Below are 24488 nucleotides of genomic sequence, written 5' to 3' on the forward strand. Positions count from 1 at the left end.
ACTCCTGTGCTGTGCCCAGTGATAGGGGTGTGCGGTGGTCTGCGGGTGACGTGCGGTCAGCCGGCCAGTACGGCCGCGTCCCAGTCCTCGTCGGGCCCGAAGAGCTTGCGGGGCTTCATCGCGTCGAGGCGGCCCAGGAGCAGGGGCTCCGGGACGAGGCTGCCGGGCGGCAGCGCGGTCACCTCGGCGGGTACGTCGAGCACTTCCTTCAGATGCCGGGCCGCTTCGGCGCAGGCGTCCCCCGCGTACGCGTCGGCCACCTCCAGCTGCACCCGCAGCAGCCCGGGCTCCGCACGGCCGCGCCAGAACAGCACGCCGTACTCGGCGGGCAGCCGGAAGACCGCCTCCTCCACCTGCAGCGGCGAGACGCCCCGGCCGGCGACCGTGAGGCCGTGCGCGACCCGGCCGAGCACCCGGACCGTCGGCAGGTACCAGCCGCACGGGCACTCCTCGTGGCGCAGCTCGACCTGGTCCTCCAGGTTGTAGCGGAGCAGCGGCATGGCCTCGCGGTGGAGCGGGGTGATGACCAGCCGGCCGGTCCCCTCGCGGGTCACCTCACCGGTGTCCGGGTCGAGGATCTCGGGCAGCACCCGGTCGGCCCAGAAGTGCATCCGGCCGTGCGGGCAGGTGCCCGCCATGGTGCCGACCTCGGTGCAGCCGTACTCCTCGACGACGGGCGCGTTCCAGAGTTCGGTGATCCGGTCGCGGCGGGCCCCGCTGAGGGGTTCGCCGCCGACGTACAGCGCGCGCAGGGCGGGGAAGTCCCGGCCCGGGTCGTATCCCGCGAGCCGCGCCCCGGCGGCCCAGACCAGGCACTCGCTCGCGGTCGACCAGGTGAGGCTGACGCCCAGGTCGTGCAGTACCCGGATGATCCGTGAGTAGGGCGCCGCCATCGTGCGGCAGTCACCCGCGATCACCGTGGCGCCCTTCATCAGCCCGGCCTGGTGGGCCAGATGACCGGCGATCACGAGCGCGTACGGGATACGGACCAGCAGGGTGTCCGCCGACGACATCGGCACCGACTTGCGGGCGAAGCGCTCGGCGAGGTCCACCCACTCGCGCTCGGTGTAGTACGACGGGGTCGGTGTTCCGGTGGAGCCGCTGGACTCGTGGTAGGTGGCGAGCTGGTCGCGGTCCACGGCCAGCATCCCGAACGGGTAGCTGTCGCGCAGGTCGGACTTGGTGGTCAGGGCCCGCTCCGCGAGTCCCGCTGACTGCTCCGCGGCCGGCCGGCCGCGGTAGAAGGGCGAACGGGAGGCACGCTCCAGTACGGCCGGGAGGAGCCGGTCCTGCAGCAGCCGCAGCTCCGCGAAGCTGTGCCAGTCCCCGATGCCGGGCAGATCTGAACTCATCGCCGCTCTCTCAGGAGTGGGGGACGGGCAGCTCTGCCGCCACGCCGGTCGGGTGGGTTTCGATGTGGCCGCGAAGATCGCCGTAGCGTTCGCGCAGCAGACGCTTGAGGACCTTGCCGGTGGAGCCCACCGGGATGTCCGACGCGTCACGGGCGGTCTCCAGCAGGGCCAGCGGGGGCTGTCCGATATCGGCGAGCGCCTTGTTGGCCCTGCGCAGCAGGTCGCCGGGGTCGGCTTCGCCGCGCAGCCGTACGAGGGCGACGGGCAGCGTCACGCCCCCGGCTCCGCCCGCGACCACAGCGCAGTCGGCGACCTCGGGCAGCTGGAGCAGGAGCGTCTCCTCCATGAGGACCGAGTAGCCGGTCCCGCCGGGGGTGTGGATGGCGTCCACGATCCGGTCCGCGTGGTAGAAGTCGCCGTCGGCCGTGCGGTAGGCCAGGTCCCCGGAGAGCCAGTAACCGGCCAGCCTGCTGCGGTAGTTCGTGTCGTGGTCGTTCCAGTAGCCGGGTGCCACGGTCTCGCTGCGTACGCCGAGCATCCCGACCTCGCCGGGTGCGGCGGCGGCGCCGTCCTCGCGGAGGACCACGACCTCCGCGCACTCCTCGGGGCGGCCCAGGAGGCGGGGGCTGGGCGGGGTCTGCGCGGTGATGGTACGGCGCAGGGCCGCCCAGCCCAGTTCGGACGAGCCGAGGCCGTCGCCGAATCCGGAGCCCGCCACCAGCTCTCCGTCCACCCGGTGGTGGCCGAGCCGGATGAGCCTGCGGATGTGCGCGTCGTGGGCGGCGTCGCCCATGTTGATCCAGTAGGCCACCGAAGCGAAGTCCGCGGGGTCCAGCTCCATGGTCGCCAGGGCGGAGTGGGTCTGGTTGAACGCGAGGACGGTGGTGGGCCGGTGGGTCCGTACCGCCCGCGCCACTCCGGGGCCGCTGGGGTCGTCCACCGCGATCAGCGGCAGTCCGGCCAGCAGGGCGTAGAAGGTGAAGGCGGTGGCTCCGGCGTGCGAGTGCGGGGCGGCCGACAGCAGGACGGACGTCGGCGGCTCGGCATGGCCGGTGAGCCGGTGGCAGACCCCGGCGACGCTCTGCCAGTGGGCGTGGATGACGGGCTTGGGGTCGCCCGTGGTGCCGGACGAGTGGCAGAGCATCACCGGGTCGTCCGGTGCGTGGTGGAAGCGGGCCGCGTCCGGCAGGGTGCAGTGGCCCAGCACCGCCGCGTCGGCGCGGGTGCGGGTCCAGCGGACTCCGGCGGTACGCTCCCGGCCGGCCAGCGCGCCCCGGTGGGTCTCGTCGGTGTACAGGCCGACCGGCCCGGTCCTGGCCATCAGCCGCAGCGCGGTGTCGGCCTCCATGCGGCCGTTGATGACCAGTGCGATGGCCCCGATCTGGGCCAGCGCGGCCAGGTGGAGCTGGTCCTCGAAGGAGTCGCTGAGGTAGACGGCGACCCGGTCGCGGGGCCGTACCCCCTGGTCGAGGTACCAGGCGGACCAGACCCGGGACAGCTCGTCGAGCTGCCGGAGGCTGAACTCGCTCTGGAGCTCGCCGTCCGCGTTGACCAGCGGCCGGTCCGCGACGACGGCGGGCAGGTCGGGCCAGGGGCTGAGCCGGGCTGCGGTGTGCCAGACGTTCCCGCCGCCGAGCCCGGGCAGGCCCGCCAGCTTCCGCCGGGCATCCGCGTCGAGCAGGGTGCCTGGGCTGAGCGGCATGATCAGAACTCCTCCGCTGCGTCGGCGGCCTCGATCAGGGAGCCGTCGGTGATGAGCCCCATGACCGCGGTGATGTCGCCGTCCATACGGCGGTCCCGGTCCACGAAGGGGGCGTGCTGACGGACCAGGCGGTGGACCGCGCGGGTCCGCGGCGCCATGTTCTCGGGGCCGCGCAGGTCGAGCGCCTGGCAGGCGGCGAGCAGGTGGATCGCGGCGACCTCGCCGACGAGCCCGGTGATGGCGAAGGCGTCGCGGGCCGCGATCGGGGCCATGCTGACCTTGTCCTGGTTGTGCGCCTCGGTGGAACGGGAGAAGACGCTCACCGGGTTGGACGACTTCAGCGCCTCGGCGGTGACCGCGGACGAGGCGATCTGCATGCCCTTGAACCCGTGGTGCAGGCCGGCCTGCCACTCGTCGTCGGCGAAGCGCGGAATGAGGTTGGGGGTCAGGCCGTTGTTGAACTTCTCGTCCACCACCAGTTCCAGCTGGCGGTCCAGCAGGTCGGCGATGTTGGCCACCGCGACCTTGAGCGAGTCCATCGCCTGTACGACATGGCCGCCGTAGAAGTTGCCCCCGCTGTGCACGCTGTTGGTCTCCAGGTCGAACAGCGGGTTGTCGTTGGAGGAGTTGATCTCGGTCTCCACCCACCGCCTGGACCAGTCGAGGGTGTCGCGCAGGACGCCGTTGACATGCGGGGCGCAGCGGATCGAGTAGCGGTCCTGGATGCTGCGCCGCAGCTGCTGGTAACCGCGGTCGTCCAGCTCCTGGTTGAGGTCGACGACCTGGCCGTGCGAGAGCGCGAGCCGCGAGCCGTCGAGGAGTCCGCTGATCTGCCGGGCGCTGGCGGTCTGGCCGGGGTGCGGCTTCTGGGCGTGGATGAACGCGTCGAAGTGGCCGCGGTTGCCGAGCAGCGCCTCGCTGGCCAGGGCGGTGCAGATGTCCGCGACCCGCGCCAGCCGCTCGGCCTCGGCGATGGCAAGTACCGACCACGCGGAGCTGTAGGAGGTGCCGTTGATGAGACCGAGGCCGTCCTTGGCCTCCGGTACGAGGGGCTCGATGCCCAGTTCGGCGAAGACGTCGGCGACCGGGCGGCTCTCGCCGCGGTAGCTGACGTCGCCCTCGCCGATCAGCGCGGACGCCACGTAGCAGAGCGGCACCAGGTCCCCGCTCGCGCCGACCGACCCGCGGATGGGGACCTCCGGCAGGATGTCGTGGCGGATCAGGTCGAGCAGCCGGTCGATGACGACGGGGTTGACGCCCGAGTTGCCGCGGGCCAGGCAGTTGGCGCGGATCAGCAGCGTGGCCCTGACGACGGCGTCGGGGGCCTTGGGGCCGGTGCCGTTGAGGTGGTAACGGATCATGTTCCGCTGGAGCTCGGCGGCCTTCTCCGGGGATATCTGGCGGGTGACGCTGTCGCCGAAGCCGGTCGTCACCCCGTAGATCGGCTTGCGGTTCGCGATCAGGTCGAGCTTGAGCCCGCGGGAGTGCGCCAGCTGCTTCGCCGCGTCCTCGCTGACCCGGAACGCGGAGCCGGCGGAGCCGCCGGCCCGGACCACGTCGTCCAGGGTCAGGGTGCGGCCGTCCAGCTCCGGCAGCGCGCCGTTCGCGGCGTCGTCACCTGTGGGGCGGAGGGGCTCGGTTGAAATCGTCATGAACGGTTCGCCTTTCAGGCAAGGGGCAGAGAGAAGGAGCCTCGGTGGAAGACGAGAGGCATGACCGGACGGCGCAGCAGGCCCACCACCCGGCCCACGACGAGAACGTGGTCGCCCAGCGCCACCTGGCGGTAGTTCTCGCATTCGATGACCCCGGGGGCGTCCGCCAGGGTGAGGCAGCCCGTGCGGTCCCCCGGTGTCCACTCGGCGGCGTCCTGGGGGCGCGGGCGGCGGGTGGCGGGGGCGGTGAGCGCACGGGCGAGCGCGTGCCGCGACTCCGGGAGGATGGACACCGCCCAGACGCCCGCCGACCGCAGCTCACGCAGAAAGGTGGAGTCCTCGCGCAGGCAGACGGAGACCAGGGGCGGATCGAGCGAGACGGAGGTGAGGGAGTTGACGACGATGGCGTCGTGGCCCTCGGCGGCCCAGGTGCTCGCCACGCAGACACCGGTGACGAACTCCCCCATGACCTCGCGCAGCACCTGCCCCGGGCCGTCGGCGGTCAAGGCTTCGCCGCGGGTGCCTCGGGGTGTCCGCCGATGACGCTGACGTCCTCGGGGCCGGCCAGGTCCTGGGAGGTCCAGCCGTTGACGTCGTAGTCCGAGAGACACTGCTCGACCAGCTCGGTGCAGTGGGCGAACCCGCCGGTGGCCTGGTACCGCTTGAGTGCCTCGATCCGGATGTTCTCGTGGCTGCCGGCGTAGTTCATTTCGTACAGTTCCCACCGGCCGCCGAATTCACTTCCCACGGCGTCCCAGATCAGCTTCATCAGCTTGACACGCTCGACCGCCGGCATTCCGTTCCGGCCGCGCACATAGGTGTCGAGATAGGGCCGCAGTTCCTCGACGCCCCAGTCGTTCGCATGCGAGTTGCTGTAGACAAGCGCGCTTCCCAGGTCGCGCAGGAATATCTCCTTCACCTTGGGATAGACCGTGGATGCGAACACCCGGTAGGCGAGGGCGCTTTCGGTGTTGGGCACCACGGTGCCGTCCGGCCAGTGGGTGGGATTGCGGACCATGGAGTCGACGAGCGCCCAGAGGGTGTGCCGGTAGGAAAGGACTTCCCCGAGCCTCGTCTGCACTCCGCGGAACTCGATGGCGCCTGTGGCGTCGAGGCCCTTGGCGAGCAGCCCGGTGAGAAAGTCGAGTTTGACCCCGAGACGTACACAGCCGTGCAGCATGGAACGGAAGTAGAAACCGGATCCGTGGAAGAAGTCGTTGGCCTTGTCGACGTCGTAGCAGAAGACGTTCTCCCACGGCACGAGTACGCGGTCGAAGACCATGATGCCGTCGTTCTCGTCCATCCGGCTGCTCAGCGGCTGGTCGAAGGGGCTGCCGGTGACAGCGGCCGAGAACTCGTACGAGGCACGGGAGATGATCTTCAGTCCGGGTGCGTTGGTCGGCACGATGAAGTACGCCGAGAACTCCTTGGCGCCCGCGGGCACCATGCCGTAGTTGCCGACGAAGATGTACTGGGTGAGCGCGGCGCTGGTGCCGACGACCTTGGCGCCCGAGACCACCAGGCCGGCTTCGGTCTCCTCGTCCACCGTCAGATAGACGTCCTTGACCTCCTCGATGCCGCGGTCCCGGTCGATGGGCGGGTTGACGATGGCGTGGCCGACGAAGAGGACCTTCTCCTGGGCCTCGCGGTACCAGTGCTCGGCGTTGGCCGCATAGGGGCCGTAGCGCTCGGTGTTGGAGCCGAGCGTGGCGAGGAAGGCGGCCTTGAAATCGGGGGTCCGGCCCATCCAGCCGTAGGTCATACGCGCCCAGGCCGTCATCGCGTCGACACTCGCCTGAAGGTCTTCGGACGACCGGGGGACCCGGTAGTACGGGTGGGTGAATCCGGTGCTTCCGGTATCGGTGGGCACGACGAGTTCCGCGTTCTTCTGCGGGTCGTGCAGGGCGTCGTAGAGACGGGCCACCATACGGGCGTTGTTGCGGAATGCCGGGTGGGTGGTGATGTCGTCGACGCGCTCGCCGTATATCCACACCTCGCGTCCGTCCCGAATGCTTTCCAGGTATTCGGCTCCGGTGTAGGGACGGCTCTTGCCTGTGGAATCAGGCGGGGTGACGGACATGGGTGATCTCCCTGCACAGACGCAAGCACGGATACATAGAACGTTTCGAGGGGAAAATCGAAGGAAGCGCCGATCACAGCACACTCGGCTTTTCCGGACGGGGCCCGGTGGGCGGCTCGGACGAATTCAGGTCCGGCTCAACTCCCTCGAACGGTTCGACGAGAATAACCAGCCGGTGTTCGAGCGGGCAAGGAGCTGAGGGGCGCACGGCAACGCGCTCTGTCCCGCCGGCGGGACAGAGCGCGTCAGTCGTGGGTGGGGGCGGTTCAGACCCGGTCGTCCACCACCACGTCCACGGCCGCGACGGCCTTGGCGGCACGCTCGGCGGCCTCGGCGGGGCCCGCTCCGGAGACCAGGACGTACCCGAGCCGGTCCGCCGAACTGCGCACCGGGGCGATGTCCGCACCGATGCCGTGCTCGAACTCCCAGCGCACGACGCCCTCCGCGGCTCCGGTGACCAGTCCCCTGAGCCGTCCGGGCACCGGCGGCACCACGAAGGCGATGGCCGCGGCGCCCGCCGCGGGCTCCGCCGTCAGGGCCGGTGCTGTGCCGAGCAGTGCGGCCACGGACCGCTCGTACTGGTCGGCTCCCGTGGCGAGTTCGACCAGTTCGGGGATGCAGTCGCCGCCGACCCGGGTGTGGGTCTCGATGACGACCGGGCCGTGCCCGGGGTCGAGCCGCACCTCGGTGTGGCTGGCGCCGAACTCGATACCGAGGGTGTCCAGGACACACCGGACCGCCGTGTGCAGCAGGCCGGTCTCCCGGTCGTCCAGGGGCGCCGGGACGACATGGCCGGTCTCCACGAAGCCGGGGCTGCCGGTGGTCTGCTTCGCGGTGACGGCGAGGATGGTGTGCTCCCCCGCCGCGCTGACCGCCTCGACACTGAACTCGGGCCCGCCCGCCTCGTGTTCCGCGATGTACAGCTGGGTGCCGTCGGCGCCGCCGAGCCAGTCGGCCACCGCCGCACGGGAGCCCAGCGCCGCCACCCCTCCGCTGCCGGCCCCGTCCACCGGCTTGACGATCCAGGCGGTCCCCTCCGGGCTCGCGGTGACCGCGTCCGCCACCTCCCGGGCCGTGCCCGTGACATAAGGCCAGGCGTACGGGGTGCAGGCCAGCGCGTGGCGCATCCGGGCCTTGTCCCGCGTCATCGCCGCAGCCTGCGGCGACACCGAGGGCAGACCCAGCTCCGTGGCTATCCGCGCACAGGTCTCCTGCGCGTACTCGGTGAAGCTCAGCAGCAGTTCGGGCGGGCCGAGTTCGGCGGTGAGCCGGTCCACGGTCTCCCGGGCCTCCTCGTACCGGGTGATCCCGCCGAAGACGACCCGGCTCGCGTGCCGGGCGACCTCGGCGGGCACCGCCACACCGGGCGGCACCAGCACCACCAGCTCGCGGCCGTGCAGCGTGGCCGCCCTGGCTCCGCCGGGGCTAGGCCCGAGCAGGCAGATCCACCTCATCAGTACTCCCTGTGTTCTCGCGGTGTTCATCCGGTTCCCGGGGGCGCTCGCGCCCCCGCAGCAGCGCGGCCCCCGTGACGAGCGCAAGCGCGGCGGCGGCCCAGTACGGCATCGAGGGCAGCAGCCACCCCTGGTGGCCGCCGCCGTCCCCTGCCACCAGCAGCAGCCCGAGCCACGCACCGGCCGACTCGGCGGCGCCCCAGGCGACCCCGGCGACCGCGTAGGCGGCGGTGGCGGAGAGACCGCCCCTGCGCTCGCTGACCTCGACGTCGTACAGCGGGCTCCAGACGAGCTCCGAGAGGGTGAAGACCACCATCGCGGCCAGCACCAGGCCCAGGCCGCCGAAGCGCCCCGCGGCGAACAGCAGCACGGCTGCGGCGAGCACCACGTTCGCCGCGCAGCACAGCGGGCCGAACCCGCCGCGCCGGTGGGCGAGGACGCGCCGCGACAGGGCGGAGACCGGCACCTGGAGCACGATGACGAGAATGGCGTTGACCGTGAAGACCAGGCCGATCCGGCCGGTGCTCACGGTGGTGTGCAGATAGGTCGGCAGGACGTCGAAGACCTGGGCGTACGCCAGCCAGGTGCCGCACACCAGGAGCGAGAAGACGGCGAAGCGGCGGCCGGGCAGGATCCTCTCACGTGCCCCTCCCCCGGCCGGGCGGTCGGCCGCGCGCCAGCGGCCGGGCAGGGCGGGCACCGCGAGCAGCGCCACGGCGTCGAGCGCCGCCGCGCCCAGCGGAAGCCGGTCGGCGTGCCACTCCAGCAACTGGCCGCCGAGCAGCGGCCCCAGGGCCGAACCGGCGTTGACAGCCATGTTGAGGTAGCTGAATCCGCGCAGCCGCTGCCCCGCGTCGAAGGCGGCGATCTGCGCCTTCATGGCCGTGGTCGCCGCCGCCAGGAAGAGCCCGGCCAGCGCGGCGAGCACCAGCCAGCCGGCCACCGGGAGCGAGAGCCCGGCGCCGAGCAGGGTGAACACGGCGACGGCGCCCAGATAGCCGAGGCCGACCGAGGCCTTCAGCCCGATCCGCTGGACCAGCGGCACCATCAGCACGCCCCCGGCCCGGTTGGCCAGGATCGCCGCCCCGACCACAAGCCCGGCGTCGGCGCCGGAGAGACCGCGGCTTTCCACCAGCCACAGCCCCAGATAGGGCAGTACGGCGAAGAACCCCGCACAGCTCGTCGCACGGACGACCACGAGCGCCACCAGGTGCCGGGAGGTCAGCGGCGGGGCCGCGCTGCTCACCACGGGCTGCTCCCTTCGGGGGCGGGCAGCGCGTCCACGCCGAAGCGCTCCCGTACCCAGGTGTCGTCGTAGACGGATTCGAGGTAACGGTCCCCCAGATCGGGCGAGATGGCCAGGACCGAGCTGCCGGCCGGGACGGTGGACCGCAGCGCCTGCACCGCGGCCAGCACGGTCCCGGACGAGCCGCCGAGCAGCAGCCCGTACTCGCGGGCCACCCGGCGGCACATCCGTACGGTGTCGCGCTCCTCGACCAGCACCTTGTCGAAGGTGCCGTCGTCCTGGAAGATCTCCGGGCGGCGGCTGGTCCCCAGACCCGGGATCCAGCGCCGGGCGGGCGGCCCGCCGAAGGTGACCGAGCCGGCCGTGTCGACCGCCACGATCCGGGTGGCCGCGCCATGGGTGCGTACGTACTCGGCGCAGCCCATCAGGGTGCCGCCGGTGCCGGTGCCCACGAAGAGCCAGTCGGGCTCGCCGAAGCGGGTGAAGATCTCGGCCGCTGTACCGTCCCGGTGCGCGCCCGGATTGGCCGGATTCGCGTACTGGTTGAGCCAGACCAGCTTGGGGTCGTCCACCAGCAGACGGTGGATCAGATCGATCCGGGTCTGCAGGAAGCCGCCCATGGCGTCGCGTTCACCGACGACCGTCACCTCGGCGCCGAGAGCCCGGATGAAGCGGATGCTGCGCTCGTTGGCGTTGGGGTCGGTCACCAGGGTGATGGGGTAGCCCTTGGCGGCGCACACCGAGGCCAGCGCGACGCCGAGGTTCCCCGATGTGGACTCGATGAGCCGGGTACCGGGGCCCAGGACGCCCTTCGCCTCGGCGGCCTCCACCATGGCGCGGGCGGCCTTGAGTTTGATCGAACCCGCCGGATTCAGCCCCTCCAGTTTCACGCTGGTGGTGAACCCGGGTGCGAATCCCGGGAGTTCGACGAAGGCGTCCGGCGTCCCCAGTTCGTAGGCCCACTGCGCCGTCACCGGCCGACCGCCTTCCGTATCTGCTCGGCGAGGAACCGAGGCTGTGTCGCGTTGAGGTGGTGGCCGCCCTCGCCGCAGAACTCCACCGCGAGGCTCCGGGTGAACCGCGCCCAGCCGTGCACGCGCTCGGCGTGGTCGCGCGTCAGCGGATCGTCGGCGGCGAGCAGCACGGTCAGCGGGCAGTCCAGCCGGGCATCGCCGCGGGCGGACAGATCGCGCCAGGAGCGGGCGGCGACGGAGGCGTCGGCGCGGAACCCGTCGATGACGCGGCGCCGCTCCCCTTCGGCCAGTTCGCCGATGTCCAGACCGGTGTGGGCCGCCAGCCAGTGGGTCACCTCGCCGTCGGTGAGGCGCAGCGGTTCGTCCGGGTCGGGCGCCGCGGCCCCGTCCGGCTGGGGCAGTGCGGCCACCGCGAACACATGGGCGGGCTCGCTGCCGGTACCCCGCAGGGCCAGTGCCGCGCTCAGCGCCCGGACGGCGCCGGCCGAGTGGCCGAGCAGGACCAGCGGCGCGCCGCCGGACCGTGCGGCGATCGCGGCGGCCAGTTCGCCGCCGCCGGCGCCGCCCGGCTCCACGCCGAGGACCCGGGCGGGCAGACCCGCCCGGTGCAGCGCCTTGGCGAAGGCCAGATAGCTGACGGCCCCGCCGCCCGCGAACGGCACACAGACCACGGTGACCGCGCCGGGCCCGGGGCTGAGCCCGGCAGCCGCCGTGAGGTCGGTCAGTGTTCCGTCCGCGCCTTCGGCCGCTTCCGCACGGCCCGCGCCGCCGCCCGCGATCCGGGCGGCGAGGGCCCGGGGGGTGGGCGATTCCAGGATGTCGCGCAGGGTGAGGGGTCCGGGGAGCCGGGCGGCGAGCCGCATCGCGGCGAGCGAGTGGCCGCCGAGACCGAAGAAGTCACCGGTGGCGCCGATGGTTTCGGCGGGCAGGCCGAGCACATCGGCGAAGGCGTCCACCAGGGCGGACTCGGCCGTGTCGGCGGCCGGTTCGGGCGCGGGCCCGGCGGTCGTGGTGAGGGGCCTCGCGGCGAGGGCGCGTCGGTCCACCTTGCCGTTGCGGGTGACCGGGAAGGCGTCCGCCCGGTCCACCGCGTCCGGCAGCATGTACGCGGGCAGGGTCGGTGCGAGGGCCTCCCGGAAGGCGGTGCGGTCCGGTTCGGCGTCGCCGGTGTAGTGGGCGACCAGCAGCTCCCTGCCGTGTTCGCGGCGGACCAGCGCGACGGCGTGGTCGACGCCCGGGAGGCGGGCCAGCGCCCCTTCCACCTCGCTGAGTTCGATCCGGAACCCGCGGATCTTCGTCTGGTGGTCCACGCGTCCGGCGCAGTCGAGTATGCCGCCGGGCAGCCAGCGGCCGATGTCCCCGGTGCGGTAGAGCCGTTCGGACGTGGTGTCGAGGGTGTTGGGCCGGAAGGCGGCAGCCGTGCGGTCCGGGTCGTTGAGGTAGCCGAGCCCGACCGCGGTGCCGGTCACCAGGATTTCGCCGTAGGTGCCGACGGGCACCAGCCGGTCGCCGGGTCCTGTCACATGGACACCCGTGTTGGCGATGGCGCGCCCGACGGGCACCCGGTCACCGGTCACGGGTGCGGTGACCACCTGGTGGGTGATGTCGTCGGAGGTCTCGGTCGGCCCGTAGGCGTTCACCAGGGGGACGCCGTAGCGGGCGAACCAGCGGTGGCTGAGCGCGGGCGGGAACGCCTCGCCGGTGACGAGGTTCCAGCGCAGCTTCTCCAACGGCCGTGGCCTGGCGTCGAGTTCGGACATGAGGGCGTCCAGGAAGGAGGGCACCACCTCCAGGACGCTGATCCGCTCGTCCTCCAGGGTCCGTGCGAAGCGTGGCAGATCGGTGACCAGGCCGGAGTCGAAGATCACCGTGCGGCCTCCGGTGAGCCAGGCCGACAGCAGCTGCCAGAGCGAGATGTCGAAGCACTGGGTGGCGGTCTGTGCGACACGGTCCCGTTCGGTCATCGCCAGTTCGCCGGTCTTGGCCAGCAGGTGGTTGAGCAGGCCCAGGTGGTGGACCAGGGCGCCCTTGGGCTCTCCGGTCGAGCCCGAGGTGAAGATGAGGTACGCCGGGTCCGCCGGGGCCGGGGACACGGCCGGGGTGTGCGCGGGCGCCGGTGCGTCGAGCAGTTCCTCGTAGGCGAGTACGGCGGGCAGCTCCACCGTCCCGGTTGCCTCAGCCGTCCCGGCGGCCCCCGGCGCCCCGCCGGCATCCGGCGTCAGCTCGGCGGCCAGCCCCTTCCCCAGGGCCTGCTGGTGGCGGGAGCCGGTCAGCACATGACGGCATCCGGCACGCCGCACCATGGCGGCCAGCCGGGCGACCGGGTCGGCCGGGTCCTGCGGCAGATAGACGCCACCGGACCTGAGGACGGCGAGCACGGCGACGGCCCAGTCGGTCCCGCGGTCCATGGGCACGGCGACGACATCACCGTTACGCACACCGGCCGCCCGCAGCTGGGCCGCCAACCGGGCGGACAGCGCGTCGAGTTCGCGGTAGCCGAGCTGCGATCCGCCGTGCCGTACGGCGACGGCGTCCGGGCGGGCCCGTACCTGGGCGTCGAAGAGATCCAGGGCGGTTCCGGCGGGCAGCTCCCGCCGGGGCCCGGTGAACTCCGTTGTGAGCTGGCGCAGTTCGTCGTCTCCGAGGAGCACGGCGGCGCGGTGGCGGGCCTCCGGGTCACGGACCAGCTCTTCGAGGGCGCGTGCGTAGTATCCGGCGATCCGCCCGATCTGCTCGGCGGGGAAGTCGCTGCGCCGGTAGTGCAGGGCGAGCTGGACCCGGTCGGTGAAGGCGTCCTGCCAGAACTCGGCCCGGAACGGGAACTCGGTCTCGCTGGCGACCTGGCTGCGCACCAGGGTGACGCCGTGCTCGCCGCGCAGATCGTCCAGGACATGGAAGTGGGTGAAGTTGAAGATCGCCTCGAAGAGCGGCTCCCGGCGGCCCAGCAGGCGCTTCATCTCGCCCATCGGGTAGCGCCGGTGCGGCAGCAGTCCGGTCTCCGCACGGTAGACGGTGCGGATCAGCTCCGCCCAGCTGCCGTCGGTGATCCGCGCCCGGAACGGCAGGGTGTTGAGGAACAGCCCGGCCAGCCGGTCCCCGCCGGTGACCTCGGGGCGGCCGCTGTGCTCGTAGCCGGTGAGTACGTCGTCGGTCCCGGTGACGAAACCGAGCACCGCCACATGCGCGGCCATCAGCACGGTCTTGACCGGCACCCGCAGCGACTCGGCGACCCGCAGGACACCTGCCGACACCTGGTCGGCCAGGGGTACATCGTGCATCGTGATGCCGGAGTCGCCGAGTGCGCCGGGGAGCCGGGGCAGCCGGCCGCCCTCGTGGTCCTCCAGCAGACCGAGCCAGAAGTCGCGCTGCTCGCCGGAGGCCACCGCCTCGCGCTCCAGCGCGACGAAGTCCTGGTAGCCCGTGCCGTGCGCTTCCAGGTCCGGTTCGCTCCCGGCGCGCAGCGCCGTGTAGGCGGCGAACAGATCGCGGTGCACCAGGCTCACGCTCCAGCCGTCCAGGGCCGCCGCGTGGTAGCTGAGGCTGTACTGGAAGCCGCGCTCCCCGAGGAGATGGAGCCGGATCCGGACCAGGTCGACCGCGCCCGGCCGGAACCCGGTGGCGGTCTCCGCGCCGTAGAACGCGGCCAGCTCGCGCTCCTGGGCCGCTTCGTCCAGCTCCGACAGATCGGTGACGCCCACCAGGTCCGGGGCGTCCGCGTGGACGATCTGGAGCGGCTCGGAGAAGCCCGTCACATGGAAGGAGGTGCGCAGCATCGGGTGGTGGGCGGCCAGCCGCGCCGCGGCCTCCCGGAAGAGGTCCAGGTCGAGCGGGTCCGCGATACGGAAGCTGACGATGTCGTGGTAGAGGCCGGGTTTGCCGCCCGCCGCGTCGATCTCGTACAGCAGCCCGGACTGGAGGGCAGACAGCGGGCAGGCGTCCACCGCGTCCGGCGGCAGCAGTTGGGTGTCGGCAGAGCTGAGCAGTCCGGCGGGGCCGGTGCTGACGGCCGCGGGGCCGCTCTGGCGCACCCGGGGTTCGAGTTCGGCGATGGTGGGGTGGGCGAACAGGTCCTGGAAGGAGAAGTCGAGCCCCGCCCCGCGGGCCTCGGCCAGTACCCGTACGAACTTGATGGAGTCGCCGCCGAGTGCGAAGAAGTTGTCGGTCGTACTCACCCGCTCGACGCCCAGGGCGCGCGACCAGATCGCGGCCAGCGTCCCGGCGACCGGGCCCGACGGCTCCTGCCCGCCGTCGCCCGCGGCCCGTTCGGGCTCCGGCAGCCGGGCGGGATCGCGTTTCCCGTTGTGCCCGGTGGGGATGGCGTCGACCGCGACCACATACCGGGGAAGCATGTACGAGGGCAGCTCTGCGGCCAGCCGGGCGCGCAGCCGGTCCTCCGAGAACCCCTCCCCCGGCACGGCGTAGAGGCACAGATACCGGTCCCCCGCGCCGTCCGTCCGCGCGAGCACCGCGCAGTCCCGGACGGCCGGGTCGCCCGCCGCGACATGCTCGATCTCGCCCGTCTCGATCCGGTAGCCGCGGATCTTCACCTGGGTGTCCAGGCGGCCCAGGTACTCGATGGTGCCGTCGGGCAGCCAGCGGGCCAGGTCGCCGGTGCGGTAGCCGCGTCCGCCCGGCAGCGCGGGGTCGGCGGTGAACCGCTCGGCGGTCAGCTCCGGCGCGTGCAGATAGCCGCGGGCGAGTCCCGTGCCGCCGATGCACAGTTCACCGGGTGTGCCGATGGGCGCCGTCGCCCCTGTCCTGGTCCGCACCCGCAGCGCCAGGTTGGCGATGGGCCGCCCGATGGGGACCGGGCGCCGGGGGTCGGTCTGCGCGCAGGGCTGGTGGGTGACGTCGACGGCGGCCTCGGTGGGCCCGTACAGATTGATGAGCGCCGCGTCCGTGGCGGCCGTCAGCGTCTCGGCGAAGCGGACGGCGAGCGCGGTGCCGAGCGCCTCACCGCTGGCGAACACCCTGCGCAGGGTGGTGAGCCGGTCCGTCCGGTCCTCGGTGTACTGGAGGAACGCCTGCAGCATCGAGGGTACGAAGTGCATGGTGGTGACGGAGTGTTCGGCAATCCGGGCGGCCAGCCGGGCCGGCTCCTTCTCCTGTCCGGACGGCAGGGTGCACACCGAGGCCCCGGCCAGCGACCACCAGAAGATCTCCCAGACCGAGACGTCGAAGGTGAAGGGCGTCTTGTGCAGGACGACATCGTGCTCGTCCAGCGGATAGGCGGACTGCATCCAGAGCAGCCGGTTGACGATGGCCCGGTGCTCGACGGCCACGCCCTTGGGGCGCCCGGTGGAGCCCGAGGTGTAGATGACGTAGCAGAGGTCGTCCGGGCCCGTACCGCTGTCGGGCGCGGGCGCATCGCCGTCGAAGGTCCCCGGCAGGGTCACGTCGACGAAGGTCCCGGCGCCCGGCACCGCGTCCCGGGTGGCGGGCTCGCCCAGGACGGTGCGGGTTCCGCTGTGTTCCAGCATGTACGCGAGGCGGTTGGCGGGCAGCGAGGGGTCGAGCGGCAGATAGGCGCCGCCCGCCTTGAGCACGGCGTAGACGGTGGTGAGGAGCAGCGGTGAGCGCGGCAGGCAGACCCCCACGACGGTCCCGGTGCGCACACCTGCGGCCCGCAGCCGGTGGGCGAGCTGGCTGGAGCGCCGGTCGAGCTCGGCGTAGGTGGTGCCGTCGTCGCGGATGGCGGTCAGCCCGGGTGTTTCGGCGGCCCGGCGCTCCAGGAAGCGGTGCAGCGGCTGGTCGAGCGGGTAGTCGGCCGCGGTGGCGTTGAACCCGTCGATCAGAGCGTGTTCGGCCGGGTCGGCCGCGAGCAGCGGGGCGAGGGGCTCGTCCGGGGTGCGCGGTGCCTCCGCCAGCAGCCGGGCGTAGGTGTCCGCCAGCCGCCGGGCGGTCTCCGCGGTGAACAGGTCGTCCCGGTAGTGCAGGTCGAGCCGGGGCGCGGGGGCGTGCAGCCGGACGTCCCACTGGACCGCGCAGCCCAGTTCACCGGTCTCGGAAGGTGTGACGTCGCCGCCCGCGCAGACCGCGAAGTCGGTGGGGGTCACTCCGGCGGAGCGGAGCAGATGGGCCACCGGCACATCGAGCCGGGCGGTGGCCTCCGCATAGCTCTCACGTGCCGCCCCGAGCAGGTCCCGCAGGGTGTCCCGGCCGCGCACCGTGAGCCCGACGGGGAAGGCGGCGCCGTCCGCGGGAGCCGTCGCCGGGCGTGCGGTGACCACCCGGACCTCTTCGGTGTCGGTGGCGCGGGCGGCGAGTACCGCGAGCAGGGCGGTGCAGACCACCCGGACCAGGGCCGGTTCGCCGCGGCTCAGCGACAGCACCCGCCCGGCCGCCTCCGGGTCCAGCGGTACGGAGACGGTGGCCAGGGACGGGTCGGCGGACCGGCCCAGGTAGTCGCGCGGCAGCACGGTCGGGTGCTCCCAGCCGGCCAGCAGCGTCTGCCAGTACTGGGCCTGCTCGGGGAAGCTCTGGACGGTGCGGCTCTGGTGGAACGTGGTCGTCATGAGAAGTCCTTCATTTCGCAAGGTCCTTCAGAAGTCGAAGTCCGGGACGGGCGCGGGCGGCGTGGCCGTGGCGGTGCGGGCCACCGGCTCGTCCGGGCGCTCCAGCAGATCGGTGAGGGTCGTGAGGTACGCGTCGAGCAGGTAGCCGGCCGATGAGGCGTCGTAGAGGCCGGTCGCGTACTCCAGGTCCAGCAGCAGCCCGTCCGGCCGCAGATACGCCTGGAGGTTGAGGTCGAAGCGGGTGGTGCCGGGGTTCAGCAGCTCCACCCGGGCGTGCAGGCTCTCCGTGGCGAAGGTGTGGAAGTCGATGTCCTGGAGGGCGAACATCACGTCGAAGAGCGGGTTGCGGCCGGGCCCGGGGGTGGCCGCGAGGCGGTGCACCAGCCGTTCGAAGGGGTAGTCCTGGTGGCTGAGCGCCTCCCGGGCGAGCCGGTCGGCCTGGCCGACGAGCCCGCCGAGCGTGCAGCCGTCCGGCAGGCGTACGCGCAGACAGGCGGTGTTGACGAGCATGCCGACCACGGTGTCCAGCTGCGGATGGGTCCGGCCGCTGGTGGGGGTGCCGATCACCAGGTCCTGCCGTCCGGAGATCCGGGCCAGGGTGGCGGCGTACGCGGCGAACAGCACGCCGAACGCGGTGGTGCCGTGGCGGCGGGCCGCGGCCCGCACCTCCCGGCACTCCGCGGCGCCCAGGGCCCGCCGCACCACCGCGCCCGCCACGGCCCTGACGGGCCCGCGCTCCCGGTCGACCGGCAGGACCGGCTCCTGCGGGGCGTGGGCGAGCTGCCGTACCCAGTACGCCTCGTCCGCCGCGCAGGCCCCGCTCTCCAGCCGGTCATGGGCCCATCCGGCGGCTTCCGCGTAGCCGACGGCCGGTTCCGGCAGGGGGGTTCCGGTGCAGAGGGCGAGCAGTTCGGCGGCCAGGGTGCGCAGCGAGACCCCGTCGAAGACCACATGGTGGGTGTCGAGGTAGAGGGTGTGCCGGTCCGGACCTTCTCCGGGCACCAGCAGGGCCCGCAGCAGGGGTTCGCCGTCCGGCCGGAAGGGCCGTACGAACCGGGCGACGGCCCCCGGGGCCGGTGCGCGGTGGCGGACGAACTCCGGCTCGCCCGGGCTTCCCGGAGTCTGCCGTACGCCGCCGGACGCGTCGACCGTGAACCGCATCCGGAGCGCGTCGTGCCGGGCGACCAGGGTGGTCAGGGCGGCCCTGAGCCGTTCCTCGTCCAGCGGGCCTGTCAGGTCGATACGGACGGGCACGTTGTACGCGAGGGAGTCCGGGTCGGCCTGCCAGATGGCGAACAGCCCCCGCTGCTGCGGGTGGAGGGGCGCGGAGGTGCCCGGGGCGAGCGGCGGGACGGCGGGCGCGGGGGCGTCACCGGCCGCGGCCACCGCCTGCGCCATCTCCGCGAGCGTGCGGGCCGCGAAGGCCTCGGCGAAGCCCAGGCGCACCCCGTGGTCGCGGCTCAGACGGCCGAGCAGGGTGCCCAGCCGCAGCGAGTTGCCGCCGAGGCCGGTGAAGTCGTCCTGCGGGCCGATGCTCCCCGGGGGCAGTCCGAGCACCTGCGCCCAGGTGTCGGCCAGAGCGCGCTGGGGCCCGGTGAGGCCGGCCGCTCCGGCGCCGGAGTGCCGCGGCCCCGGAGCGGGCAGCGCGCTCCGGCGCACCTTGCCGTTCTCGGTGAGAGGCAGCCGGTCCAGCGGGACGAACCGGTCGGGGCAGAGATAGTCCGGCAGCCGCTCCCGCAGGGTCCGCCGCAGCTGCGCCGGATCCTGTCCCGGCGCCACGACATAGGCGGCCAGCGTGCGCTCCTCCCCCGCCCCGCCGAGCACGTGCGCGACGGCGTCACGGACCCCGGGCAGGGCCCGCAGCGCGGCGTCGACCTCGGCGAGCTCGACCAGATGGCCACGGATCTTCACCTGGTCGTCCTGGCGTCCGTGGAAGTACAGGAGGCCGTCGGGGCCGGTGTGCACCAGATCCCCGGTGCGGTAGTGGCGTACCCCGGCGACCTGTACGAACTTCCGTACGGTCAGCCCGGGTTCGCCCAGATACCCGCGGGCCAGACCGCGGCCCGCGGTGTACAGCTCACCGACGGTGCCGGGCTCCACCGGCCGGCCCTGCTCGTCGCAGACCAGCACGGTGGTGCCGGGGAGCGGGCGGCCGATCGGGAGCGGCCCGCTGTGGCCGCGGGGCACCGCGAAGGTGGTGGTGAAGGTGGTGTTCTCGGTCGGTCCGTACCCGTTGATCACGGTCAGCCCGGGGGCGGCGGCCAGCACCTTCGCCACATGGCCGGGTGATACGACGTCACCACCGGTCAGCAGGGTGCGCAGAGGGGCGAAGGCAGTAGGGTCCTCGTCTGCGATCCGGTGGAAGAGCGGCGCCGTGATCCAGGCGTCGGTGATGGCCTGTTCGCGGACCGCGGCGGCGAACAGCCCGGGCACCACGGCCGTCTCGCGGTCGACGATGTGCAGGGACGCCCCGTTCAGCAGCGCGCCCCAGATCTCGAAGGTGGCCGCGTCGAAGGCGGGCGAGGCCGCGTGCAGCACCCGCCGGTCGGGCGAGAGGTCGACGTAGTCGGTGTCCTTGACCAGGCGGAGCACACCGCAGTGCTCGACCATCACCCCCTTGGGCCGGCCGGTGGAGCCGGAGGTGAACATGGTGTAGGCGAGCGGGGACCTTCCACGCGGGGCGTCCGGCGACCGGTCGTCGGGGCGCTCGCCCAGCGCCAGCAGACTCGCCAGGTCCGGTACGGAGTCCGCTCCCGCAGCCGCGAGCCGCTCGCGCTCCCCGGGCGCGCAGACCAGGATCCGCAGACCGGTGGCCGTCACGATGTGCCGCAGCCGGTCCGCCGGATACCCGGGGTCGAGGGGGACATAGGCGCCGCCCGCCAGTACCACGGCCAGCATGGCGACGACGGCGTCGGCCGAGCGGTCGAAGGCCAGGCCGACGGGTGTCTCCCGCTCCACACCGAGCCGCCGCAGTCCCGCGGCGGCCGTGGCCGCCCGCTCGTACAGCTCCCGGTAGGTCAGCCGGAGCGGGCCGTCCACCAGGGCGGTGGCGGCCGGCCGGGCGGCCACCTGTTCCCTGAAGCAGTCCTCGATCCGGCTGTCCCAGGACGGTGGTGTGTTCATCGGTGGCTCTCCTGACGCGAATCTGCGGGCCGTTGGCCGGTGTTCACAGGTCGAGGACGAGTTGGGGCGTGTGCGAGCGGGACACGCAGATGAGCATCAGATCGTTGGCGGCCCGCTCGTCGGCCGTCAGGAGGGTGTCGCGGTGTTCGGGAACCCCGCCCAGCACCCCGGTCTCGCAGGTGCCGCAGGTGCCCTCCTCGCAGGAGGCGAGCACCGCGACACCCGCGTCGCGGACCGCTTGCAGCACGGAGGTCCCGGCGGGCACCCGTACGGTCCGCCCCGAGCGCTCCAGTACGGCGTCGAACGCCGTACCCCCGCTGTCCGCCGGCCGTTCACCGGTCGGCGTGAACCGCTCGGTGTGCAGCGATCCCGGGGGCATCGCGGAGCAGCGGTCGCCGACCGCGTCCAGCAGGCCCTGGGGCCCGCAGCAGTAGACGAGCGCGCCGTCGGGCAGGCCGGACAGGAGTGTGTCGATGCGGGGCAGCCCCTCGGTGTCCTGCGGTACGACCCGGACCTTCTCGCCGTACCGGGCGAGGCGGGGGAGGAAGGCCATCGACTCCCGGCTCCTGCCTCCGTACACCAACTGCCACTGTGCGCCCCGCTGTTCGGCCTGCTCCACCATGGGCAGCAGCGGGGTGATCCCGATACCGCCCGCGATGAACAGATACGCGCCGGACGGGTGCAGGGGGAAGCGGTTGCGCGGGCCCACCGCCCGCAGCCGTGTCCCCACTGCCACCTCGTCGTGCAGTTCCGCCGACCCGCCGCGCCCTGCGTCCTCGCGGAGCACGGCGATGCGCCAGGTCCCGGGCACGCCGGACCCGGAGTACAGCGAGTACTGCCTGACCCTCCCCGAGGGCAGCTCCAGGTCGATATGCGCGCCCGGTGTCCCGGCGGGGAGGGAGCCCGCCGGGGCCGCCAGCTCGAACTCCACTACGGAACGGGCGAGTCGGGTCCGCGCGCGGACCACCACATCGAATGCGTCGCCTTGCATCTGTCTGCTCTCCGTGTCGCGGTTGGGCAGGGCTCGGGAACGTCGGGAAGGAAGCGGCCGGGCGGCCGGGCGGCCGGGCGCCTAGAGGAGCTTGCGGAACATCTCGCGGGCGGCGAGTCCCCCGGCGTCGATGGCCACGCTGAGCTCCTGGGTCCCCGGCGGCTCGCTGGCGACCACGGTTTCGAGTACCGTGAGCGCGTCCAGGTCCTGCTGCACGACCTCCTGGTTGAGCGTCAGCAGTGTGTGACTGACCGATTCGTCGTCCAGGGCGAAGTCCCTCGTCACGGCCCAGAAATCCCAGGTGCTGTTCTCGGTCTCCGGGGTGAGGCCGTGAATGATCTTCACGTGTGCGGCCCTTTCATCCCCTTCCCCCGTGTCCGGAACTCCGTGCGGCGCGACCCGCACATTGTTGACCCAGAAAGCGGGCGGCAGGAATTCCACGTCCTGCCAGCGGTCGATCGGCGTGGTGAATCCCGTGGTCCTCTCGTAGAACGGCGGGCATTCCACGGATTCCATGTGCCGCGAGAACGAGACACGGTGCTGCTCGTGATCGACATCGGTCGTGAACGGAGTACGGGCGATTTCCGGGGTCCCGATCAGACCGGCGTGCAGATAGGACTCGTGGGAGAGGTCCATGAGATTGTCCATGAGCAGCCCGTAGCGGAACGGCGAGTAGGCCATGTCCTCGACGGACGTCCAGGCCGGGTCGTCGAGCCAGTGCGCGTCGGGCACCAGCGCGGGATCGGCCTTGCTCTGGTCGCCGATCCAGATCCAGATCCACTTGTCACGCTCGACCAGCTGGTATCCGGGCACCCGTGCCGTCCGCGGAATGCGCTCCTGACCTGGCACGAAGGTGCAGGACCCGGAGCAGTCGAAGACAAAGCCGTGGTAGCCGCACTCGATGCCGTCCTCGTCGAGACGTCCCAGCGACAAGGGGTAGCGGCGGTGCACACAGCGGTCGGTCAGCGCCACCGGCCGGCCGTCGCGGGTGCGGTAGAACACCACCGGCTCCCCGCAGATCGTCCTGCCCAGCAGCTCCCTGCCGACTTCCGTGCTCCAGGCGGCGACATACCAATGGTTCTGCGGAAACGCACTCATGGAACTCCCCTGGCTCTCAGTGAAGCGCACTACGGGCTACAGATCAATCGGTCGGCAACTCCATATCGGCGCCCACACTTTGGGGGCTCGCCGACCGGCCCGGCGCAATGCGACGGGCAACAACATTACGCATGCGATTCGCCCTGTCAAACATTCGCGGCACCCAACAGGGGCCTGGATATTGGCACTTGACACGGCAAAGACCGAACCATTTCTCTTGGCCCATGCCCAACTAGGCGAGAGGACGCGCCATGGAAATGGCTCAGCATTCACTCGGAAAGAGCTTGCGATTGAGCAGGCTGATCAATCCGGTCTCGGGCCGAACCTTCGTCGTGCCGCTCGACCACTCCGTGGCCGACGGTCCCGTGGCACCGGTGGCGGCGTTCCGGAAGATCGCCCTGGCGATCAGCGGGAACGGCGCCGACGCCCTGCTGGTCCACAAGGGGCGTATGCGCTTCCTCCCCCGCGAGGTGTTCCGCGACACGGCGCTGGTGATCCATCTGAACGGCATCACCCGGCACGCCCCCGACGCGAACGCCAAGGTCCGGCTCGCCGAGGTCGAAGAGGCGCTGGAGCTCGGCGCCGACGCCGTCAGCATCCACATCAACATGGGTTCGGACACCGAGGCGGGACAGCTCACCGACCTGGCACGGGCCGCCGAGGGCTGCGCGCGCTGGGGGCTGCCGCTGCTGGCCATGGTCTACCCGCGCGGCCCGCGGGTCACCGACCCCACCGACCCCGGACTCGTCGCCCACGCGGCGAACCTGGCCGCCGACCTCGGCGCCGACATCGCCAAGGTCCCCTACACGGGATCGGTCGACACCATGGCCGATGTGGTCGCGAGCTGCCCGATCGGCATCATCACCGCGGGCGGCGCCCCGCTCGGCGACGACGAGCGGCTGGCGAAGGTCGTCGGGGACGTCGTGGCCTCGGGCGCGCTGGGCGTGGCGATGGGGCGGAACGTCTTCGAATCCGCCCAGCCCGCCCGTACCGTCCGCCGCATCTCCGATGCCGTACACCTCGCCGGCGGGCCGGACCTCCCGGCCTCCGGACTCTCCGCACCCCTGCTCACCGCACCCGCCCGACTCTGAACCGCCGACCCCGAAGGAGCACCCGATGAAGCTCGCCTGGATCGATCTGCGCGGCCTCAAGGACATCACCGCAGCCGTGGTGGAGGAGGCAGTGCACATCGGCATCGAGGGATTCGTCTCGGACGATCCCGAACTGCTCGCCACCATCCCACCGTCGAAACGCAAGGTCGGCCTCGTCCTGCCGCAGACCCCGCAGGCCATCGCGGAGAAGCTGGCGGAGGCCGCCGACCTGCTGGTGGTCGACCACACCATGCTGGGCAAGCTGTCGCCCCGCCTCGAAGAGGCGCAGCAGGGCGTGTACGTCACCGTCACCGGCGAGGAGACCCTCGACATCGCCTGCGCCGTGGCGTCGAAGTCCGCCTGGACCCTGGTCGACTTCCAGCAGGACCCGAGCAAGATCCCGCTGGAGATCCTGCTCGGCGCCACCGACAAGGCCCTCGGCAACCTGGTCACCGTCGTCGCCGATCTGGAGGACGCGGAGATCACCCTGGGCGTCCTGGAGCGCGGCCCCGAGGGCGTCCTGCTCAACCCCACGGCGGTGGGCGAGGCCACGACGCTCACGGAGGTGTGCCAGGAGACCTCCGAGCAGCTGCAGCTGGAGCACCTGACCGTCACCCGGCTCGCGCACCTCGGGCTCGGCGACCGGGTGTGCGTCGACACCTGCACGCACTTCCGGCAGAACGAGGGCATCCTCGTCGGCTCCTACGCCACCGGCATGATCCTGGTGAGCAGCGAGACGCACCCGCTCCCCTACATGCCGACCCGCCCGTTCCGGGTGAACGCGGCGGCGCTGCACTCCTACTCCCTCACCCCGGAGAACCGCACGCGCTACCTGGCGGAACTCCGGGCGGGCTCCGAGCTGCTGGCCGTCGACACCGAGGGCAACACCCGGCGCATCGTGGTGGGCCGGACCAAGATGGAGAGCCGTCCGATGCTGCTGATCGAGGCGCAGTCGCCGTCCGGGAACACCGTGAACGTCATCGCCCAGGACGACTGGCACGTAAGGGTGCTCGGCCCCGGCGGGAGCGTCCACAACATCACCGAGCTGAAGCCCGGCGATGTGATCCTCGGATACTCGCTGACCGACCAGCGCCATGTCGGCTACCCCATCCGCGAGTTCCTCCACGAGCAGTAGCAGGACCGGGCCCGGCAGGACCGGGCCCGCAGCGCGGCCCACCGACGACGCCGGCCCGGACGACCTTCTTCAGGT

General features: G+C 72.2%; 14 protein-coding genes. 2 read left to right on the plus strand and 12 right to left on the minus strand.

From position 1 onward, the window contains the following. Positions 1-56 precede the first annotated feature (56 nt). The 12 genes from ACWGKJ_RS32940 to ACWGKJ_RS32995 form a co-directional block, all read right to left on the minus strand. On the minus strand, positions 57-1352 hold the full coding sequence (locus tag ACWGKJ_RS32940) for an AMP-binding protein (protein WP_385026330.1): 1296 nt from the start codon (positions 1350-1352) through the stop codon (positions 57-59). Between the two features lie 10 nt (positions 1353-1362). After that, positions 1363-3054: a class I adenylate-forming enzyme family protein gene (locus tag ACWGKJ_RS32945; RefSeq protein WP_385026327.1), complete on the minus strand. Its 1692-nt coding sequence runs from the start codon at positions 3052-3054 to the stop codon at positions 1363-1365. A 2-nt stretch (positions 3055-3056) separates the two neighbouring features. Beyond that, positions 3057-4706, minus strand: coding sequence for an aromatic amino acid lyase (locus ACWGKJ_RS32950; RefSeq protein WP_385026324.1), 1650 nt, complete (start codon positions 4704-4706; stop codon positions 3057-3059). Positions 4707-4720: 14 nt separating this feature from the next. Next, positions 4721-5212 (minus strand): flavin reductase family protein, encoded by a 492-nt coding sequence (locus ACWGKJ_RS32955; RefSeq protein WP_385026321.1) that lies wholly within the window; start codon positions 5210-5212, stop codon positions 4721-4723. Next, the gene (locus tag ACWGKJ_RS32960; RefSeq protein ID WP_385026318.1) at positions 5209-6786 is read right to left on the minus strand and encodes a 4-hydroxyphenylacetate 3-hydroxylase family protein; all 1578 of its coding nucleotides are present in this window, start codon (positions 6784-6786) and stop codon (positions 5209-5211) included. Before ACWGKJ_RS32960 ends, ACWGKJ_RS32955 begins: the two co-directional genes overlap by 4 nt. A 266-nt stretch (positions 6787-7052) precedes the next feature. Further along, positions 7053-8240, minus strand: a complete 1188-nt coding sequence (locus ACWGKJ_RS32965; protein WP_385026315.1) for an ATP-grasp domain-containing protein — start codon at positions 8238-8240, stop codon at positions 7053-7055. Next, positions 8212-9489, minus strand: coding sequence for an MFS transporter (locus ACWGKJ_RS32970; protein WP_385026312.1), 1278 nt, complete (start codon positions 9487-9489; stop codon positions 8212-8214). The genes ACWGKJ_RS32965 and ACWGKJ_RS32970 overlap by 29 nt, the downstream gene beginning before the upstream one ends. Next, the gene (gene sbnA, locus ACWGKJ_RS32975) at positions 9483-10460 is read right to left on the minus strand and encodes a 2,3-diaminopropionate biosynthesis protein SbnA (protein ID WP_385026309.1); all 978 of its coding nucleotides are present in this window, start codon (positions 10458-10460) and stop codon (positions 9483-9485) included. The genes ACWGKJ_RS32970 and sbnA overlap by 7 nt, the downstream gene beginning before the upstream one ends. Continuing rightward, the gene (locus ACWGKJ_RS32980) at positions 10457-16975 is read right to left on the minus strand and encodes an amino acid adenylation domain-containing protein (RefSeq protein WP_385026306.1); all 6519 of its coding nucleotides are present in this window, start codon (positions 16973-16975) and stop codon (positions 10457-10459) included. Before ACWGKJ_RS32980 ends, sbnA begins: the two co-directional genes overlap by 4 nt. 27 nt (positions 16976-17002) lie before the next feature. Next, positions 17003-20098: an amino acid adenylation domain-containing protein gene (locus ACWGKJ_RS32985; protein WP_385026303.1), complete on the minus strand. Its 3096-nt coding sequence runs from the start codon at positions 20096-20098 to the stop codon at positions 17003-17005. Between the two features lie 43 nt (positions 20099-20141). Next, positions 20142-21089, minus strand: a complete 948-nt coding sequence (locus ACWGKJ_RS32990; RefSeq protein WP_385026300.1) for a PDR/VanB family oxidoreductase — start codon at positions 21087-21089, stop codon at positions 20142-20144. 81 nt (positions 21090-21170) lie between these two features. Beyond that, a complete protein-coding gene (locus ACWGKJ_RS32995; RefSeq protein ID WP_385026297.1) occupies positions 21171-22187 on the minus strand; it encodes an aromatic ring-hydroxylating dioxygenase subunit alpha in 1017 nt (338 codons plus the stop codon). A gap of 257 nt (positions 22188-22444) precedes the next feature. Between ACWGKJ_RS32995 and ACWGKJ_RS33000 the strand changes: the two genes are divergently transcribed. Next, positions 22445-23278: a 2-amino-3,7-dideoxy-D-threo-hept-6-ulosonate synthase gene (locus tag ACWGKJ_RS33000; RefSeq protein WP_453315890.1), complete on the plus strand. Its 834-nt coding sequence runs from the start codon at positions 22445-22447 to the stop codon at positions 23276-23278. A 25-nt stretch (positions 23279-23303) separates the two neighbouring features. Further along, on the plus strand, positions 23304-24413 hold the full coding sequence (locus ACWGKJ_RS33005) for a 3-dehydroquinate synthase II family protein (RefSeq protein WP_385026291.1): 1110 nt from the start codon (positions 23304-23306) through the stop codon (positions 24411-24413). The last annotated feature ends 75 nt before the right edge of the window (positions 24414-24488 follow it).

This window comes from Streptomyces sp. NPDC054757, assembly GCF_053612185.1.